The following is a 17,927-nucleotide window of genomic DNA, read 5'->3' as shown; positions in this document are numbered from 1 at the left end:
TATGAAACTTTTAAAACTGGCTCCACTTGCAGTGGCGCTCATTGTCTCTGGCTGCGCGGTTGGTCCAGATTATCAAGTGCCGACAACTCAGCTGCAATCTGAGTACTTGAATCAAAATACTCAAGGAACAATAGCGGCAGGAGCTCACGCTGAACAGCAGCATGCTTGGTGGTATCAATTTAATGATCCTGTGCTTAATCAACTCGTTGTGGATGCTCAAAACCAAGCGATTCCTCTAAAAGTTGCAGCGGAGCGTATAAAAATGGCGCAGTCTTACCAAACCGCAATTGAGTCATTTAAAGTGCCAACGGTGAATCTAGGAGCGGGTTTTGGTAATGCACAGATAAGTGAAAACGATCCGCTGTTAGGAGGAGCAATTGCTGCCACCAATCCATTAACCGGTGAAGCGCTGGGTTTAGTGGATGACAATAACAGTGCATTTTTTGCAGGTGCCAGTATTGCTTGGCAAGCCGACCTATTTGGTCAAATAGACAGGCAGTCTCAAGCGGCGGCAATACGCAAAGAGCAAGCAGTGATCATGCGTGAGGGATTAACAACATTAATTACCTCTGATGTCATCCATAATTACTTACAAATGCGCGGTGCCGAGGAGCGTAAACAAATCGCATTAGATACGGTTAGCGATCAAAAACGTACCTTAGATCTGGTTAAACTTATGGTTAAGAGTGGTTATGGCTCTAAGCTGGATGAAGCGCAAGCCAAAGCGATGCTCGCGGTAACGCAATCGGTGATTCCGCAGTTAGAAATTGCCGAGAATGCTCATCGCCAGCGTTTAGCTATTTTACTTGGAGAAACCCCAAAACAGGCGCAGCAGCGCTTTAACCAAAATATGCCGTTACCAGACTTTACAGGAGTGATCCCAACAGGCTTACCATCTGATCTGCTTAATCGTCGCCCAGATATTCGAATGGCAGAGCGAGAAATGGCAGCCTTAAACCAAGAGCAGGGCGCAGCAATCGCGGCGCAATACCCAAAAGTCTTTCTAACTGGGTCGCCGGGCGTTCTGGCTAAAGACTTTGATGATCTATTTAGCAGCGACTCAGTCGCATGGTTAGGCAGTGTAGGCATAAGTTGGAATGTGTTTGATGGTGGCCGCGGCGACGCCATGGTTGAGTTACAACAAGCGCGTTTCGACGTAAGCGTGCTGAGGTATCAACATTCAGTCATTGCAGCATTCGGTGAAGTAGAAACCTTGTTACAGGGCTATGGTCATAGTCAGCAGTATGTGCAACTGGTCATCGAAGCTGAGGCTGAAACCACGATAGCGGTCAATAAAGCGAAATCTTTATATAAGGCCGGATTAAGTGATTATCTATCAATTCTAGATGCCCAGCGTCAGCAAAACATGCTTAAAGACCGTGTAGTTGCCGCCAAACTACAGACTGCACATATGACAATAGGCCTACATAAAGCGCTTGGGGGAAATTGGAGTGTAGAAGATGGTGTATAGCTAACTTGTTTTGCCGTAATTGCCTGATAGCACGCCTTTATTAAAGTGCCGCTATTAGGCAATTGGCTTAGAGCTGCAATACAGGATAAGACAAGTCAACAAATGCAGCGTTTAAGCGCTGCATGTTTATGTATAAAGCTGCTAGCTTAGTCTTATTCAATTACCCGACCATCATATTTTTTAATCCGCTAAGCTGCCAGTTTCCAGTTTCCAGTTTCCAGTTTCCAGTTTCCAGTTTCCAGTAGCCAAGTGTCAGATGTCAGATGTCAGTTATTAGAGCAGTCAGTTGTTAAAGTGCATTGCAACCTACCCAATTGTTAATTTAAATACTATTAAACACCTTGAGAAAATCAGTCTCATTTCAACGAAAAACTGTAAAAGTTTTTTGCCTTAATTCGCTAATGGGTTAAAGAGTGTCTCTTAGACTTTACTCTAATGTTGTCGACAATTTGTCGGTTCATTGTTGACTATTTGTTTTTAAATGGCTAGATTGTCGACAATCCATTAAGAGCTAATATTCTATTTTGCCAATGACATTCTTTAACGAACAACCGGTTACCAGCGCAGATAAAACCTTCTTTCAGCTACGCAAAGCGATAGTGGAAGGCGAGATCGTGCAGGGCTCCAAGCTGAGTGAAACCGAGTTGTCGACAAAGTACAGTGTAAGCCGGGCGGTCGTGCGCGAAGCGATTAATCGTTTAGAAGCAAGCCACCTAGTTGAGCGCAAAGCCAATGTTGGCGCACGAGTGGTAAGTTTAACGCCAGCAGGATTACTTGAGCTTTATCAAGTGCGCGAATCCCTTGAAGGCATGGCAGCACGGCTTGCAGCAATAAATATGACCGATCAAGAAATTGATAATTTACAAACGCTACTCAATAGCCATTTTAAGACGGTTCAGTCAGCGGGCAGTTATTACCAAGAAGCCGGCGATGTCGACTTCCATTACCGTATTATCCAAGGCAGTAAAAATAAGCATTTAATCTCAATGTTGCTAGACGGTATTTACCATTTAGTACGCATGTATCGCGTACAGCTCGGCATGACCGGCCCGAGAGTGACCACCGCCTTTGATGAACATAAACACATAGTACAAGCAATTTGTAATCGTGACGCAGAGCTAGCAGAGATGCTGATGCGTCGCCATATTCTGTACTCAAAAACCAGTATTGAAAATAAGCTGGCATAGGCACAGTTAATTAAAAACATAAAAATACAACATCAAAATAAGTTTGCAGGGCGATAGGTTAGACGCCGCACATAATCAACAAGAAGGAAAAACACATGAGCGCAGGTAAGAAGTTTCGCGAAGCGTTAGCCGCTAACAAGCCCCTACAAATCGTGGGTACCATCAATGCTTACTCGGCCATGATGGCGAAGAAAATTGGTCATCAAGCTATCTACCTTTCTGGTGGCGGTGTAGCAAACGCATCATACGGTTTACCGGATCTTGGCATGACATCGCTCAATGATGTGATTGTTGATGTGCAGCGTATAACTTCAGCTTGTGACTTGCCGTTAATGGTTGATATCGATACCGGTTGGGGCGGGGCGTTCAATATTGCTAAAACGATTCGTGATATGGAAAAAGCCGGCGCTGCCGCGGTGCACATGGAAGATCAAGTCGCGCAAAAGCGCTGTGGTCATCGCCCCAATAAAGAGATTGTTTCAACAGAAGAGATGGTCGACCGCATTAAAGCAGCGGTAGACGCCCGCACCGATCCTGACTTTTTCATCATGGCGCGTACTGACTCGTTTGCTCAAGAAGGCTTAGAAGCGGCAATTGCGCGTGCTAAAGCCTATGTGGCAGCAGGCGCTGACGGCATTTTTGCAGAAGCGGTGAAAACGGAAGAGCATTACCGCGCATTTAGCGACGCGCTAGATGTGCCAATTCTTGCCAACATTACTGAGTTTGGCCAAACCGAATTGTGGAATAAAGAGCAATTAGGCGAGTGGGGCGCATCAATGGTGTTATATCCATTAAGTGCCTTTAGAGCCATGAATAAAGCGGCTGAAATGGTGTATAGCTCAATACTTGAAAATGGCGATCAAAAGGCAGTAGTTGATTCAATGCAAACACGCATGGATCTATACGACTACCTGGGTTACCACGATTACGAGCAAAAGCTGGATAAGTTGTTTTCTGAAGGTAAAAACCTGTAACGCTTATTTAAGTGTAATCGTACAAACAAAAAATAAAACGGCAGTAAAGCATGCAGTTATCCATAGCCAAGCTGCCAAATATTGAGAAATACCTATTAGATAAAACCTTACAAACGTTTGCATGATGGATAAGGGCAAACGTAATAAATATAAAAATAACTTGCAGCTAAGGCTGACGGGTAAACAAATAAAAGGAAGAGAGCAATGGTTGATAAGAAGATTGGTGGCGCAGGTCTACGTGGCCAAAGTGCAGGTGAAACATCTTTATGTACTGTAGGTAAGTCAGGCTCTGGCTTAACCTATTGTGGTTATGACGTATCAGATCTTGCTGATAACGCTTCATTTGAAGAAGTGGCTTACTTGCTATTTAACGGCGAGCTACCTAATCAAACCCAGCTTGATCATTATAAAACCGAGCTCTTTGCCCTGCGCGATCTTCCAAAGGCACTAAAAGAAGTACTGCAACGCATTCCTGCAGATACGCACCCAATGGACGTGATGCGCACCGGTTGTTCATTCCTAGGTAACCTAGAGCCAGAAAATGATTTTAGCGAGCAAAACCAAGCGGCAAATCGCTTATTAGCCGCGTTTCCGGCCATCATGTGTTACTGGTATAAGTTCTCTCACGAAGGGGTAGAGATTGACTGCGTAACCGATGAAGACTCAATTGGTGGTCACTTCTTGCACCTACTTAATGGCAAAGCACCATCTGAGCAGCACCGCCGTGTAATGGATGTATCGCTGATTTTGTACGCCGAGCATGAGTTTAATGCTTCAACCTTTACCGCTCGTGTGTGTGCATCAACCTTATCAGATATGTTCTCGTGTATTACAGGGGCCATCGGCACCTTACGTGGCCCACTGCATGGCGGCGCGAATGAAGCGGCAATGGATATGATCCAGCAGTTTAGCTCACCTGAAGATGCAAAAATCCAAATGGCTGGCATGCTTGAGCGCAAAGAAAAGATCATGGGCTTTGGTCATGCGATTTACCGCACTTCAGATCCACGTAACGTGATCATCAAAGCCTGGTCAGAAAAGTTGGCAAATGAGTTTGGTGACACCTCACTTTACGATATCTCAGTCGCTTGTGAAGAGTTTATGTGGGACAGCAAGAAGCTATTCTGTAACGCTGACTTCTTCCATGCATCGGCTTACCATTTCATGGGCATTCCAACTAAGCTGTTTACCCCAATATTTGTTTGTTCACGCCTAACGGGTTGGGCTGCACACGTAATGGAGCAACGCTCTAACAACCGTATTATCCGCCCAAGTGCTGATTACACTGGTAGCGAGCCACGTAAAGTTAATCCTATTAGTGAAAGATAGTCATAATAAATAACGATAAAGGCAGGTTACTCTGCCTTACTGTTAGGTAAGTGATTGTAATTTAGGTTTTTAGTGGGATGAAAATATTGCAAGGACCTAGAAGCTAAGCGCCCTCTAACCTTTACGAATTAAACTGGAACGCCCTATGAATACCCAATACCGTAAACCTTTACCCGGTACCGATCTCGATTATTTTGATACCGAAGCTGCGGTTAATGCTATAAGCCCTGGCGCTTATGCAAAGCTACCTTATTGCTCTCGTGTCTATGCCGAGAACCTTGTACGTCGCTGCACACCAGAAACATTAACCGACAGCCTTAAACAGATCATTGAACGTAAACGCGACTTAGATTTCCCGTGGTATCCCGCGCGCGTAGTGTGTCACGATATTCTAGGCCAAACCGCGTTAGTAGACTTAGCAGGCCTACGTGATGCCATTGCTGACAAAGGCGGCGACCCATCAAAAGTGAACCCTGTGGTGCCGACTCAGCTTATTGTCGATCACTCGTTAGCAGTGGAGCATGCGGGTTTTGAAAAAGACGCGTTTGAGAAAAACCGCGCGATTGAAGACAGACGTAACGACGACAGATTTCATTTCATTAACTGGACTAAAACTGCCTTTAAAAATATTGATGTTATTCAGCCGGGTAACGGCATCATGCATCAAATCAACTTAGAGAAGATGTCGCCTGTTATTCAAGCGCGCGATGGCGTTGCCTTTCCTGATACCTTAGTCGGAACTGACAGCCACACGCCGCATGTTGATGCCTTAGGCGTTATCGCTATTGGTGTTGGCGGTCTAGAAGCCGAAAGCGTGATGTTAGGTCGTCCATCGTACATGCGCCTACCTGATATTGTCGGTGTAGAGCTGGTGGGGCAACGTCAAAGCGGCATTACCGCAACGGATATTGTACTGGCGATTACCGAGTTTTTACGTAATGAAAAAGTGGTGTCTACTTACCTTGAGTTCTATGGTGAAGGGGCAGCCAATTTAACACTGGGCGACCGTGCAACAATCTCAAATATGACCCCAGAATTTGGCGCCACCGCAGCCATGTTCTATATCGACGATAAAACCATTGATTACCTTAAACTAACTGGCCGAGACGACAGCCAAGTTAAGCTAGTAGAAACCTATGCTAAGCAAAGTGGTTTATGGGCTGACAGTTTAAAAGAAGCGGAATACGAGCGAGTACTGCGTTTTGATTTATCAAGTGTAGGCCGTAATATTGCTGGCCCGTCAAACCCACATCGCCGTGTATCTACCGCCGATCTAGCCACAAAAGGCATTAGTGCTCCTTATGCTAACAAAGCAGAAGAGGAAGCAGGCTTAATGCCCGATGGTGCGTGTATTATTGCCGCCATTACCAGTTGTACTAATACCTCAAACCCACGCAATGTGATTGCCGCAGGCTTATTGGCTCGTAATGCTAATGCTAAAGGCTTAACTCGCAAGCCTTGGGTTAAAACCTCATTAGCACCGGGATCAAAAGCGGTGCAGTTATATCTAGAAGACGCCAATCTATTACCAGAGCTAGAAGCCTTAGGCTTTGGCATTGTCGGTTTTGCCTGTACCACCTGTAATGGCATGAGTGGCGCGCTGGATCCAGTGATTCAACAAGAAGTGATCGATCGTGACTTATACTCTACGGCGGTATTAAGTGGCAACCGCAACTTCGACGGCCGCATTCACCCTTATGCTAAACAAGCCTTTTTAGCGTCGCCGCCATTAGTTGTGGCTTATGCTATTGCGGGTACCATACGTTTTGATATTGAAAAAGATGCCTTAGGGAAAGATGAGCACGGTACCGACATCTTACTTAAAGATCTATGGCCGTCTGATGAAGAAATTGACGCGGTCATCGCCCAAAGCGTTAAGCCTGAGCAGTTCCGCAAAGTATACGAGCCAATGTTTGACATAAAAGTGGAATATGGCAGCCAAAATGATCCGCAATACGATTGGCGTCCACAAAGTACCTATATTCGTCGCCCACCATATTGGGAGGGCGCATTAGCAGGTGAGCGCACCATGAAAGGCATGCGTCCACTAGCGGTACTCGGTGACAACATCACCACCGACCATCTATCGCCATCAAACGCGATTATGCTCGACAGTGCTGCTGGTGCTTATTTGGATAAAATGGGCTTACCAGAAGTTGATTTCAACTCTTACGCAACGCACCGCGGCGACCACTTAACGGCTCAGCGCGCCACCTTTGCTAATCCTAAATTGTTTAATGAAATGGTGACGCAAATTGGCCGCAATGGCGAAGTTGAGGTGAAGCAGGGCTCTTACGCCCGTATTGAGCCAGAAGGTGTTGAGTCACGCATGTGGGAAGCGATTGAAACCTATATGGATCGTAAACAGCCGCTGATCATTATTGCTGGCGCCGATTACGGTCAAGGTTCAAGCCGCGACTGGGCTGCAAAAGGTGTGCGTCTTGCTGGTGTTGAAGTGATTGTGGCTGAAGGGTTTGAGCGTATTCACCGCACTAACCTTGTCGGTATGGGCGTATTGCCGCTTGAGTTCACTAATGGTGCTAATCGCCATACTTACCAGATTGATGGCACTGAAACTTACGATGTACTTGGTGAACGTACGCCAGGCGCCATGCTCACGGTAATTATGACCCGTAGTAATGGTGCAACCGTTGAGATCCCAGTTAAGTGCCGACTCGATACCCTAGATGAAGTCTCTATCTATGAAGCGGGCGGCATCCTCCAGCGCTTCGCCCAAGATTTTTTAGAGTCTTCAACGTAATGGAGTCCTCAACGTAGTAAAGAGTCTTCAAGAGAGCCATCAGCGGATAAAGAGTAGAGTTTGAATCTTTGCTCTTTAATCTTGCTGTTAAAAAGAAGCCTTGGATGGTGGAGATACCATCCAAGCTTAGACTCGGTATACTAGAAGAAGTCTCCACCTTTGAAGCGGGCGGGTTTCAATTAGTTCAGCCAATAATAGAGTAGAGCTTTAGTATTTTCTCTTTAATCTCGCAGCTGTAAGTAGATACTTTTATATCGTTATCCTGATGAGACGACGCAAGTACATCCTTGTAGGCTCTGCGGTGGCATCGAAGCTAAAAAAGCCACCAAGGCTCATCTTTATAACGATATAAAACCTCACGCTTATGTTGTTTCATTTTACATATGACTAAATGACTCAAACAGCATTAAAACGGTAAAACAAATGACCACATCAACAGATCCAAAACCAAAATTTGCGCCACAAATCAAAGTGCCGGCCACCTATATGCGCGGCGGCACCAGTAAAGGGGTGTTTTTTAATTTAACCGATTTACCTATTGAGGCGCAGGAAGCAGGTGCTGCGCGTGATGCCTTGTTACTAAGAGTCATTGGCAGCCCAGATCCTTACGGTAAACAAACCGATGGCATGGGCGGGGCAACATCCAGTACCAGTAAAACGGTTATCTTAGCTAAAAGCGATAAAGCCGATCACGACGTTGACTACCTATTTGGTCAAGTTGCCATCGACAAACCGTTTGTAGATTGGAGTGGCAATTGCGGCAACTTAACTGCGGCGGTCGGATCATTCGCTATCAGTAACGGTTTAGTCGATAGCAGCCGTGTGCCAGAAAATGGTATTAGCGTCGTGCGTATTTGGCAAAAAAACATACAAAAAACCATTGTTGCCCATGTACCTATCACTAATGGTGAAGTGCAAGAAACCGGTGATTTTGAGTTAGATGGCGTCACATTCGCTGCAGCTGAGGTCCAAGTTGAGTTTTTAGCTCCTGCAGACGGTGAGGGCGCTATGTTCCCAACTGGTAATTTAATTGATGACTTAGCTGTACCTACTGATGTTGTAGAAAGTGGTGTATTGCAAGCCACCATGATCAACGCTGGTATTCCAACCGTGTTTATTAACGCCAGCGAATTAGGTTACAACGGCGCAGAACTGCAAGATGCCATTAACGGTGATGCAAAGGCGCTTGCCATGTTTGAAACCATCCGCGCTTATGGCGCAGTGCAAATGGGGCTAATCAAACATATCGACGAAGCGGCAACCCGTCAGCACACGCCCAAAGTGGCAATTGTGGCGCCGCCGATAGATTACACTTCATCAAGCGGTAAACAGATTGCCAAAACCGATATCGATTTAAACGTGCGCGCCTTGTCTATGGGCAAACTGCATCACGCCATGATGGGCACTGCTGCAGTGGCAATTGGGACCGCAGCGGCAATACCGGGCACCTTAGTGCACTTAGCAGCTAGTCAAAGCCAGAGCCTGAGTCTGAGCAATAGTGCTAATTCGGACTCTGTCACCTTTGGTCATCCATCAGGTACCCTAAAAGTAGGCGCCGAAGCGACTGAAGTCGACGGTAACTGGCAGGTGAATAAAGTAGTGATGAGCCGCAGCGCAAGGGTATTAATGGAAGGTTGGGTTCGCGTACCTGCCACTGCCATTTAGCACCTTTAAACATCTAGCGCTAAAAACAACAAAGCAGGCGATTCGATAATGAATGCCTGCTTTTTTTATGTGATAAGTCGTGGAAAGCTACGGTCAGAGCATCTTTAAGGGGCTATGTATGAGGGGCTATGTACTATGGGCGAGGTATTAGGGGCTATGTAATAGAGGCTTGATTCACAAATTTATTGAGTACTTTGTTAACAGCGCGAACAACAGTTTCAGTCACTCTTACAATCACTTTTACAACCAGAGCGGCAATAACAACACTTACGAATAAGTCCCGCCGTATTCGGCTTCCATCAACTTAATGTAGTCATGCATCTCTTGCCCGGCAGTAACGGCAAAGTAGCGGCCTAGATTGGTGATATTAACGATTCTATCGACTCTAAAATTTCTAAAGTCATTACGTAACTCACACCAAGCGAGTAACGTCCAAGTGCCTTTCCAGAAGTAGATCGCGAGCGGCCGCAATTCTCGTTGAGTGCAGTCATCTTTTGCATCGCGATAATCCATTAATAGGTATTCTCGCAGACGAGAAGCTTTACGCAGAACATCTAAAAATTTAAATTCGTCATTATCGATGTAAAAGTCGGGGGCAAACATCAACGACTGATATTCCTTTAAGCGTTCGGGCAAAACTGACTCGACTTTAATCATCGCCTGTTTAGCCGCACTCGATAACTCGCTGCCGCCCCAGGCTTGCACCATGCGCATCCCCACTTGAATCGCTTCAAGTTCCGCTTCGTTAAACATCAGGGGTGGCACGTTGACTTCTTGCCTAAGCAGGTAACCCACGCCAGCTTCGCCCTCAATAGGAATGCCGCTTAAGCATAAATCTTGAATATCGCGATATACGGTACGGGTCGATACCTCAAGCCGTTCGGCCAATTGCTGCGCCGTGGTTAAACGCCGACTACGGAGTATTTGAACGAGCTGAAATAATCGGTCTGCACGGCGCATAGGGTTCCTGCAAGCTGGGGTTAGGTTTTCTTGGGTTAAGCCTTTTTAAAAGGCACTGAATATTTTACTGATGTTACCCAGTGACTGTACAAAGTTACTGCACCGAGTGACTGTACTCAGATAGCAAACACAGTGGCTGTACCTAGCCGTTATAAAGAGTAGTTATAAATAGTAGCGGTAAATAGTAGCAATCTATAGCCGCTATTAGTTAACACCAATATAAATATCGACCCCGGCAGTGGAGGTGTAACACTCGTAATCGGTGTCAAAGCAGCGCTCAAATGGGCATTCTTTTACTTCAAAATAATGCCATATTTGCTGCCAAAGCGCGATTATCACCGCTGGCATTTCGCCAGTGGCACCAAATTTTAAGTATTTGCCTGCAACTAAATCAACCTCAGTTAAATCTTCGCTAGCGGGTTCGTTAAGTGTTAGGCCAGCCAGAATAGAATATTGCCCATTATGGTCAGACTCATAGTGGTAGTAACAACCGTAGATAGGCGAGGTGGTATTATTGCTGACTTCAGGGCGCTGCATAAACGCTTGCCACAGTGGCATAATCTTTTGCGTCGCTTGGTGTTGCTCAGCCTCGTTTGAAGTCGTCACGGCGAGCCCAAAGACCTTAATAGCAGGCTGATTAACTAATTGTGGCGATAGGGTTTCATTACTATTTTTACTCATTCCATGTTCCTTTCTTGCTTCGCCCATATAAGCCGTCCAAATAAGCTGCCCAAATAAGCAGGCCAATACAAACAGAGCAATTCTTATAAATAATCAGTGGCTTGCCGCTATGGCAGCAAGCGCACTGTGTTGTTTACGCTAAAAGCGCCTTTCTTGTATCAAACATTAGCTTTATCAAAAATTAGCTTTATAGGGCTATTTCTTAGTCCCCGTACTAGCACTAACCTTAGTCCTATTTCTCCTTGGACCAAAGCCCGACCGTATTACCTTCGCTATCTTCAAACAATGCAATAAAGCCACATTCGCCATCTTTAATCGGCATAACAGGTAGTAAGATTTTTACCCCAGCTTGGCTTATGCGCTCAACTAATGGCGAGAGCTGCGGGCTTAAATGCAGATAAAGTACACTGCCGTGCGCAGACGGCTGCATCATTTCGTGCTTCACCAAGCCTATGCTCGCCGCTTCTTTATCAGCAGTTTCTAGTACGGCCATCTCCATATCGTTCATGGTTTCACGGTGAAAGCTAACATCAAAATGCTTGCTATAAAAAGCCACGGCTCTGTCCATATCAGCGACTGCAATCTCGCCCCAAACTAACGGTGCTTGTTCCAACATAATTAACTCCTTTTAAGATTAATATCGGCTAAGTGGCACTTGATATAAGCGCCATCGGTTAGCGTTGAAACAAGCATAAATGAGGGCTACTGACAGCATAGTGTCAGTAGTGTTTTGCATATTTGATTTGCTGGGTTAACGGTTACCCCTTAATAGCAGATAAGTCGCGTCTCATAAGCAATCGCGCTGCAAAAATGAGCGTTTATGGTTTGTGTCGTGAGCAATAAATCGAAAAGCGGCTAAATCTATGGATAATTGGGCTAGAACGGGCCCTCAAAGCAGCAAATAGATCGAGAAAATTGCAGTTTTAGCGTATCCTAGCGGCCATTAAATTTAATACTGCTGTTTATGAACATTGACGTAAAAGACATATCCGATCCGGTAATCAACGCTGAGATCACCTGCTCAAACTGCCAAGCCTGTTGCTGCCGTTTAGAAGTGATGATCGTGACTGATACAGGTGTTCCCGATGAACACATCAGTATTGACGAATATGGCGCCGAAACCATGTTACGCCTCGATGACGGCTGGTGCTCAGCAGTCGATAGAGACACCCTAATGTGCACGATTTATGAGAATCGCCCATGGATCTGCCGTTTGTTTGAAATGGGATCTTACGAGTGCATCAGCGAGCGCAAAGAGCTGCTTTAAAAGAACTGTTTTAAATGGCTCTTTTAAAGAGCTTTTAAAAAAAAATAGTTTGAGGTTTAGCTAAACAAAGGATTTGTTTATCGTGACCTCAATCATACTATTTCGCTTTAAATATATGATCTAGATATTCTTTTAACTCACTGAGTATGATAATTTATTTGGATTAAATAAGCGCCTAATAACAATCGAACAACCAAGTAAAAGGCGCAATACAAAGGAATGTATTAGTGGTTTCTATAGCCAAACAGCAAGACACTGCGAGCTTTTATAATACCCATGCGGCTAAACTAGCTGCCCAGTATCAATCAACTTCATTTGAGCTAGTGCACGAGTCGTGGATCGCGCATTTATCTGATGTTTTTGTTTCTCATGCCAGTTCTCATATTAGCTCTCATATTGGTTCTCTCGGCTCTTCTAATGCCAGCAATCACACTAACTCTTACGCCAATTCTCAATCAGCTTTAACCGCCCCCTCTGTGTATTCTGCAAGCATTAATGTGCTGGATATTGGCGCTGGCTCCGGCCGTGATGCTAAATATCTAGCAGAGCAAGCAACGACCCAGCAAGGTGTTGCAGTTTATGCCATAGAGCCAGCAAACGAACTAGCCGCAATAGGCAAAAGCTTAACTCAAGACCTTAACGTCACTTGGATACAAGACTCACTCCCGGCGCTTAATACATTGAATGAAACGGCAGATCTTAACCAAGCCAATTTGCGCTTTAAGCTCATTTTACTTAGCGCTGTTTGGATGCACATTCCTGCATCACAAAGGCTGCAAGCGCTTACACGTTTAGCCGAATTACTTGAACCTCAAGGCAAGTTGATAATCACCTTACGTCACGGACCAAGTGGTGATGAGCGAGAAATGCATCAGGTAAGTATTCAAGAGCTAGAAACGCTATGCCAAAACCTGAGTGATGACAGCCTAAAACTAACGATTATCGATAGCGTAAAAGCTGAAAAAGATAAGCTGGGTCGAGACAAGGTTTACTGGGAAACGCTAGTACTGCAAAAGGTAACCAAGCAGGGTTACAGTATTGAGATGCAATCGACGGGTGAACAGTCATGAGAGAAGCTGTATCTCAACAAGTTGATGCACAAACCCAAGTTAGCTTTATTAGTTATTTGCAGCGTTTGTTAGTCGAAGGAGAGTTTACCGCAACCTATAAGTTCGCCTTACTGCACGCCTTAGCTGATATCTGTATCGAGCGACCACTGCACAGTGATGTTACCGCCAATCTGCACGATGCTTTAGACAGTGTGATCACCATAGATGAGTTGGTGGTGAAATTTATCGAACTTTATTGGCAACACTCTTTACCTTATAACGGCGTGGGTGATGAAGCATTTGTACTGTTGCAAAATGCAGGCAATCAATCAGCATTGGTACAAGATTTAGCAGCATTTCGCCAGCAAGGTATACGTACCCTTAGTCAGCTAAAACAACATGCAGGCTGGAATAAGTTAGTCAGTAAAACCCGAAGTACTTTTAAGCAAGGTCCACTCTGGCGCTTACAGTTGCTTGCGGGTAAGGAAGAGTGCTTTTACTACAACCACGACAAATCGCAAAAGCATATTGTGCTTAAACCTGGCATCGCTTTTTGTTTTAGGCGTTTTTACGATCTTGTTGTGTCACTTTCAAGAACCCACTGGACACAAAAAGTCAGCGCATTCCCCGCAAACTTCAACGCGCTTGGCGGCAAAGGTAACTTATCCGAGTTTTTGTTCGGTAGTGACCGCAGCTCGATTATCAGTGCTAGACCACTACTAACCGAGATCCAGCAAGGTAAATGCTTTTACTGTAATAAGCCGCTGAAAAACGATGGCAGCAATGCAGCCGAAGTGGATCACTTTATCCCTTGGGCGCGATATCCAAACGACCTCGGCCACAACTTTGTGCTAGCACATCGCAGCTGTAATAACGCCAAGCGCGATCATCTCGCAGCCCAGCGCCATAAAGAGCGCTGGTATGAGCAAAACATTATAAATAACGCTGCACAAATCACATCGGAACTCAGCCAGTATTTTATTTGTGATAGTTCACGCTCAGAAGCGATTACCGCTTGGGCGTATCAATTAGCGCACCAAGGAGAATCGCCATTGTGGCTAGCGGGAAGGGAGTTTGAGACGTTAAAGATGGTGGAGAGGTTGAGCTGATTTAGTGGGTTCTCGGTATTGATTGATAGTTGGCGAAGCAGGTGATAAAGGAAGTTAGTTCTAACGCATTTCTGCCCATTTATCAGTTTCACTACAAAAGGTGTTGAGTAGCAGACGTGAACCTTTGTTAGTAGAAAACCTAATATGAAAGCTTATGCATAGTCTCATCTTTACACTAGCTGTACATATAAACAGTTATAATAAGCATTGTGAATTTTCAGCAATACTTTGGTGTAAGAAGGAAAGCGATTTAGAGTTAACGACTGCTAAGTGGCTGTTTAAAAAAACTTCTACTCAATAGTTAAATCAAATCACGTCACAAATAAATAAATAAATTCTTGTTTTCACCATCAGAAGAGTAAGTGGATTTGCAGTTGGGATCTTGTTAAACTGTTGATTTTAGTTGCATTTTAAGTTGCCTTGTTCGCGTGGGATTAACTAGGCTAACTGTTCTTATTCGGAATTCAGTCTAATATACTGTTATCGTGTCATAAAAAACACGGAGCCTATATATTATAGGTGATACAGAAACTTTAGCTGTATATTTAAACAGTATTTAATTGGCTGTTTTTATCACCATAAAATCTAATAAAGGAACTTGACGGGACTATACTCACTTCTATCCCTTAAGATAATCGCTATGCTGTTGGAAGAGTGCGTGGTTCTTCGCAATCAGACATAGCGATTATCTTAAGGTAGCGAATATCCCATCCGTACCGTTTCTTCCGTATTTTTTTGATTCGCAGTCAAAGCGAGCTAAGGCTCTGGCTGCCAGATAACTAGGAAAATCAAAGGATTATTTATCTTCGCTTCGCGAGGTGTTATAAATAACCTTTGTTTTAAGCGTTATGTACCTAGGTCACGTATGAGAATATTTATATTTTTGGTGTTAATCTCAACTTCATATTTTGCTAGCGCTAATTCATCCGTTGATGCTGAAAATGAAGGTGAAGCCGTTGGGATTTTGTTTGGTTATCTCAAAGAAGTAGATGTATATAAATTCATGTGCAGCAAGTATGCTCCAGAAATGAAAGAGACTATTTCTAGAGCAACCGATGATTGGATGAATCGAAATAATACAATCGTAGCCAGCTTATTGAGTGGCCTTGAGCGTACTCCAGAAAATGAGGTCAATGAGTTATTAGCGGTAGCTCAGAAAACTTCTAGAAATAGAATTATCCTATTTAATAAACTGAGTAAAACTGAACAAGGAGAGCTTTGTTCTAAAATAGTTACAGAGTTAACGGAAGATGCAGTTAAACAAAAATATCCATTGGCTATCAAACACTTGAGTAAATAGGTACATAACAAGAATTTAAAGCGGGACTGCTAACAGTTTGCTCGGTTTCGCTTCACAATTTTAGCAAACTATTATCAGCCCCTTAAATGGGCGTTATGTGTTTAGGGAGGGGGGTCATTAAATCGCTCAATTTTAGGTTAGCCTTTAGTCTTCTTTTATTTATCGTAACTACATCTGTAGTATCGTCTGAATTAATTGAGAAAAAGGTTAAAGGTTTTATCTTTAAAAACCAGCGTAAAATACACACTGAATCACTCCATTTCGCAAAGCTGGATGATAAACTGCCAAATAAATTATTAGAAAATTTAGCTTTGATTCCTGATATTGACTCGATAATTACTCTTAAACCTTTTGACAATAAAGGTGAAAACCTTATAGAAATAATGTACGAAAGTCGTTTAGTGGTTTATCTCAAAGTTAAAGAAAATAAATACGATATTATATCTGTCGGGTATTCCATCCATTAAACACATAACAAGTCGTTAAAGCAGGACAAAAAATAGTTGGTTTTGCTCCTGCGTCGCTAATTTTAACCAACTGATTTTTGCCCCTTAACGAGGCGTTAGGAGATAAAATGCAGAAAGAAAAATATGCGATCTATTGTTTTAGTTTAGAAAAGACCAAATTTGCACCAGTTAAGTATGATCGAGATTCTGAACAAACATTAGAGGAAGTTTTTTTCTTAGGGGCTTGGATTCATCAAATTGAATATGAAAAAGGGCTTTTACCGAAACAATTCTCAAATCCTCCATTTTCTTTTAAACCGAAAATCTTATCGTATGACGACTTTCGTGAAATAGGTAAAGAGAATCGAGTGAATAATATTGAGGACAATGTTTTAGTAATATTAATGCCAAGCTTTGGTTGTGAAGATTTGAAACTATTAGAAATGGTTTTGGGACAGCGTTATGACGAGTACATTCGCAGGAATAACATAGTCGTAAAACCTGAGCCTGAAGAAATATTGGAGCTCAAGCCAAATTTTTCTGGATTTGGGGTTAACTTGAAAGCTTTGTGGAAGAAACTTATCTCCTAACAAGAGACTATGGTGTCAATAGCTAACTTTGAGCTTTTGGCGCTTCCCACATTACACCATCTCTTAGCATCGAATTTAACGTTACAACCATCTTTCTAACGCAGGCAATTATCGCCACTTTCTTTGGTTTTCCTGCAGCCACCAATCGCTGATAAGTTTCTTTAAAAATAGGATTAGACTGAATTGCAGACATCATAGCCATGTATAGAACTGTTCTAACTTGATACCTTCCTCCCTGAATTTTTCGCATCCCTTTAAACCGCCCACTTTCTTTATTCATCGGGGCAACGCCTACCAAAGCACTAGCCTGTTTACTATTGATGTAACCCAGTTCAGGGAGATTACTAATAATAGAAGCTGCGGCTATTTTCCCGATCCCTTTCATGCTCTGGAGAATAGTGTTTTTAGCTTGGTAGTCTGGACATGACTCTATGAGTTTAACAAAATTTGCCTCTATCTTTTCAATCTGAATCTTGAACGCAGTTAAGACAGGCTTTATTGTCATAGCGAGTTCTTGAGGAAGAATTTGAAGACGATTTTTCTCCATAGTCTGCATGACTAATAATTGGTTACGTCTTACGACTAAATCGCTCATAGAGCGCATTATCTCTGGCTTTAAGGTTGATAAGGGAGGCTTAATAGCTTCACCATAATGAGCAATAAGTTGAGCGTCTAACTTGTCTGTTTTTGCTCGCTGACCAATAGCACCTGCAAAGCGTTTAACATGAATTGGGTTAGCAATGACAAATGGTAGTTTTGATTCAGCGCAGGCCATTATAAAAGGCATTTCTAACCGACCCGTCGCTTCAATCACAATGCGTTCGAGTTGATACTTCTTTAGTTGTTTAACGGCTTCTTTTATCCCTTTATCATCATTAGTTACGCTAAAAAAATGACCTACTGGACGGATATAAATATCCAGCTGAAACTTGCCAGTATCTACACCTACGTTAATGTTTTGATTAGTTTTTGAATTCATAATAAGCTAACTCTTGCTTGCAAATGCGGGTTCGAGGCCCAGTAGACTATTCGAGTATTTTGCTTGGAGTCCTTTGTCGCGTTCGTTCTTGTTATCGGTCTCTCAACTGAGGAGCCATCATTCAATCGAACTACGACAAGGAAAGCTTTAGTTGCAGCT

The 17,927-nt window shown here is 43.6% G+C and carries 16 protein-coding genes; 12 read left to right on the top strand and 4 right to left on the bottom strand.

Annotated features, from left to right (window positions below):
- Position 1 precedes the first annotated feature (1 nt).
- From AB4298_RS03145 to prpF, 6 genes are all read left to right on the top strand, one after another.
- Positions 2-1,471 (top strand): efflux transporter outer membrane subunit, encoded by a 1,470-nt coding sequence (locus AB4298_RS03145; RefSeq protein WP_371985721.1) that lies wholly within the window; start codon positions 2-4, stop codon positions 1,469-1,471.
- Positions 1,472-2,001: 530 nt separating this feature from the next.
- The gene (locus AB4298_RS03140) at positions 2,002-2,658 is read left to right on the top strand and encodes a GntR family transcriptional regulator (RefSeq protein WP_371985829.1); all 657 of its coding nucleotides are present in this window, start codon (positions 2,002-2,004) and stop codon (positions 2,656-2,658) included.
- Between the two features lie 95 nt (positions 2,659-2,753).
- Positions 2,754-3,632: a methylisocitrate lyase gene (gene prpB, locus AB4298_RS03135; protein WP_371985720.1), complete on the top strand. Its 879-nt coding sequence runs from the start codon at positions 2,754-2,756 to the stop codon at positions 3,630-3,632.
- A 204-nt stretch (positions 3,633-3,836) separates the two neighbouring features.
- Positions 3,837-4,961, top strand: coding sequence for a bifunctional 2-methylcitrate synthase/citrate synthase (gene prpC, locus AB4298_RS03130; RefSeq protein ID WP_371985719.1), 1,125 nt, complete (start codon positions 3,837-3,839; stop codon positions 4,959-4,961).
- Between the two features lie 145 nt (positions 4,962-5,106).
- Positions 5,107-7,722: a Fe/S-dependent 2-methylisocitrate dehydratase AcnD gene (acnD, locus tag AB4298_RS03125; protein ID WP_371985718.1), complete on the top strand. Its 2,616-nt coding sequence runs from the start codon at positions 5,107-5,109 to the stop codon at positions 7,720-7,722.
- A 423-nt stretch (positions 7,723-8,145) separates the two neighbouring features.
- On the top strand, positions 8,146-9,387 hold the full coding sequence (gene prpF / locus AB4298_RS03120) for a 2-methylaconitate cis-trans isomerase PrpF (protein ID WP_371985717.1): 1,242 nt from the start codon (positions 8,146-8,148) through the stop codon (positions 9,385-9,387).
- A gap of 267 nt (positions 9,388-9,654) precedes the next feature.
- Here the strand turns inward: prpF and AB4298_RS03115 are convergent, their stop codons facing one another.
- The 3 genes from AB4298_RS03115 to AB4298_RS03105 form a co-directional block, all read right to left on the bottom strand.
- The gene (locus AB4298_RS03115; RefSeq protein WP_371985716.1) at positions 9,655-10,347 is read right to left on the bottom strand and encodes a helix-turn-helix transcriptional regulator; all 693 of its coding nucleotides are present in this window, start codon (positions 10,345-10,347) and stop codon (positions 9,655-9,657) included.
- A 204-nt stretch (positions 10,348-10,551) separates the two neighbouring features.
- Positions 10,552-11,028: a GyrI-like domain-containing protein gene (locus AB4298_RS03110; RefSeq protein WP_371985715.1), complete on the bottom strand. Its 477-nt coding sequence runs from the start codon at positions 11,026-11,028 to the stop codon at positions 10,552-10,554.
- A gap of 232 nt (positions 11,029-11,260) precedes the next feature.
- Positions 11,261-11,644 carry a VOC family protein gene (locus AB4298_RS03105; protein WP_371985714.1) on the bottom strand — a complete coding sequence of 128 codons (384 nt, stop codon included), beginning with the start codon at positions 11,642-11,644 and terminating at the stop codon, positions 11,261-11,263.
- A 348-nt stretch (positions 11,645-11,992) separates the two neighbouring features.
- Here AB4298_RS03105 and AB4298_RS03100 point away from each other — a divergent pair, with 348 nt between their 5' ends.
- The 6 genes from AB4298_RS03100 (at position 11,993) to AB4298_RS03075 (ending at position 16,789) form a co-directional block, all read left to right on the top strand.
- A complete protein-coding gene (locus AB4298_RS03100; protein ID WP_248998521.1) occupies positions 11,993-12,295 on the top strand; it encodes a YkgJ family cysteine cluster protein in 303 nt (100 codons plus the stop codon).
- Between the two features lie 227 nt (positions 12,296-12,522).
- Complete coding sequence (locus AB4298_RS03095) at positions 12,523-13,365, top strand: class I SAM-dependent methyltransferase (protein ID WP_371985713.1); 843 nt, start codon at positions 12,523-12,525, stop codon at positions 13,363-13,365.
- Positions 13,362-14,453 carry an HNH endonuclease gene (locus AB4298_RS03090; RefSeq protein ID WP_371985712.1) on the top strand — a complete coding sequence of 364 codons (1,092 nt, stop codon included), beginning with the start codon at positions 13,362-13,364 and terminating at the stop codon, positions 14,451-14,453. Before AB4298_RS03095 ends, AB4298_RS03090 begins: the two co-directional genes overlap by 4 nt.
- Before the next feature lie 865 nt (positions 14,454-15,318).
- Positions 15,319-15,753, top strand: coding sequence for a hypothetical protein (locus tag AB4298_RS03085; protein ID WP_371985711.1), 435 nt, complete (start codon positions 15,319-15,321; stop codon positions 15,751-15,753).
- Between the two features lie 86 nt (positions 15,754-15,839).
- A complete protein-coding gene (locus tag AB4298_RS03080; RefSeq protein WP_371985710.1) occupies positions 15,840-16,220 on the top strand; it encodes a hypothetical protein in 381 nt (126 codons plus the stop codon).
- Positions 16,221-16,327: 107 nt separating this feature from the next.
- Entirely contained in the window at positions 16,328-16,789 is a 462-nt protein-coding gene (locus AB4298_RS03075) for a hypothetical protein (protein WP_371985709.1), read from the top strand.
- 22 nt (positions 16,790-16,811) lie between these two features.
- Here AB4298_RS03075 and AB4298_RS03070 read toward each other — a convergent pair whose 3' ends face one another.
- Positions 16,812-17,768, bottom strand: coding sequence for an IS110 family RNA-guided transposase (locus AB4298_RS03070; protein WP_371985708.1), 957 nt, complete (start codon positions 17,766-17,768; stop codon positions 16,812-16,814).
- Between the last annotated feature and the right edge of the window lie 159 nt (positions 17,769-17,927).

The sequence above is a fragment of the Shewanella sp. 10N.261.52.F9 genome (assembly GCF_041471165.1).
Taxonomy (GTDB): Bacteria; Pseudomonadota; Gammaproteobacteria; order Enterobacterales; family Shewanellaceae; genus Shewanella; species Shewanella marinintestina.
The sequence above is the reverse complement of the archived record's forward strand: the minus strand, read 5'-3'. Positions and strand labels throughout refer to the sequence as shown.

What these genes read in the sequence shown, in the direction of transcription:
- AB4298_RS03085 (WP_371985711.1), top strand. Translation starts at nt 15,319, where the DNA reads ATGAGAATATTTATATTTTTGGTGTTAATCTCAACTTCATATTTTGCT.
- AB4298_RS03105 (WP_371985714.1), bottom strand. Translation starts at nt 11,644, where the DNA reads ATGTTGGAACAAGCACCGTTAGTTTGGGGCGAGATTGCAGTCGCTGAT.
- AB4298_RS03080 (WP_371985710.1), top strand. Translation starts at nt 15,840, where the DNA reads ATGGGCGTTATGTGTTTAGGGAGGGGGGTCATTAAATCGCTCAATTTT.
- AB4298_RS03075 (WP_371985709.1), top strand. Translation starts at nt 16,328, where the DNA reads ATGCAGAAAGAAAAATATGCGATCTATTGTTTTAGTTTAGAAAAGACC.
- AB4298_RS03090 (WP_371985712.1), top strand. Translation starts at nt 13,362, where the DNA reads ATGAGAGAAGCTGTATCTCAACAAGTTGATGCACAAACCCAAGTTAGC.
- prpF (WP_371985717.1), top strand. Translation starts at nt 8,146, where the DNA reads ATGACCACATCAACAGATCCAAAACCAAAATTTGCGCCACAAATCAAA.
- prpB (WP_371985720.1), top strand. Translation starts at nt 2,754, where the DNA reads ATGAGCGCAGGTAAGAAGTTTCGCGAAGCGTTAGCCGCTAACAAGCCC.
- acnD (WP_371985718.1), top strand. Translation starts at nt 5,107, where the DNA reads ATGAATACCCAATACCGTAAACCTTTACCCGGTACCGATCTCGATTAT.
- AB4298_RS03100 (WP_248998521.1), top strand. Translation starts at nt 11,993, where the DNA reads ATGAACATTGACGTAAAAGACATATCCGATCCGGTAATCAACGCTGAG.
- AB4298_RS03140 (WP_371985829.1), top strand. Translation starts at nt 2,002, where the DNA reads ATGACATTCTTTAACGAACAACCGGTTACCAGCGCAGATAAAACCTTC.
- AB4298_RS03145 (WP_371985721.1), top strand. Translation starts at nt 2, where the DNA reads ATGAAACTTTTAAAACTGGCTCCACTTGCAGTGGCGCTCATTGTCTCT.
- AB4298_RS03110 (WP_371985715.1), bottom strand. Translation starts at nt 11,028, where the DNA reads ATGAGTAAAAATAGTAATGAAACCCTATCGCCACAATTAGTTAATCAG.
- AB4298_RS03070 (WP_371985708.1), bottom strand. Translation starts at nt 17,768, where the DNA reads ATGAATTCAAAAACTAATCAAAACATTAACGTAGGTGTAGATACTGGC.
- prpC (WP_371985719.1), top strand. Translation starts at nt 3,837, where the DNA reads ATGGTTGATAAGAAGATTGGTGGCGCAGGTCTACGTGGCCAAAGTGCA.
- AB4298_RS03115 (WP_371985716.1), bottom strand. Translation starts at nt 10,347, where the DNA reads ATGCGCCGTGCAGACCGATTATTTCAGCTCGTTCAAATACTCCGTAGT.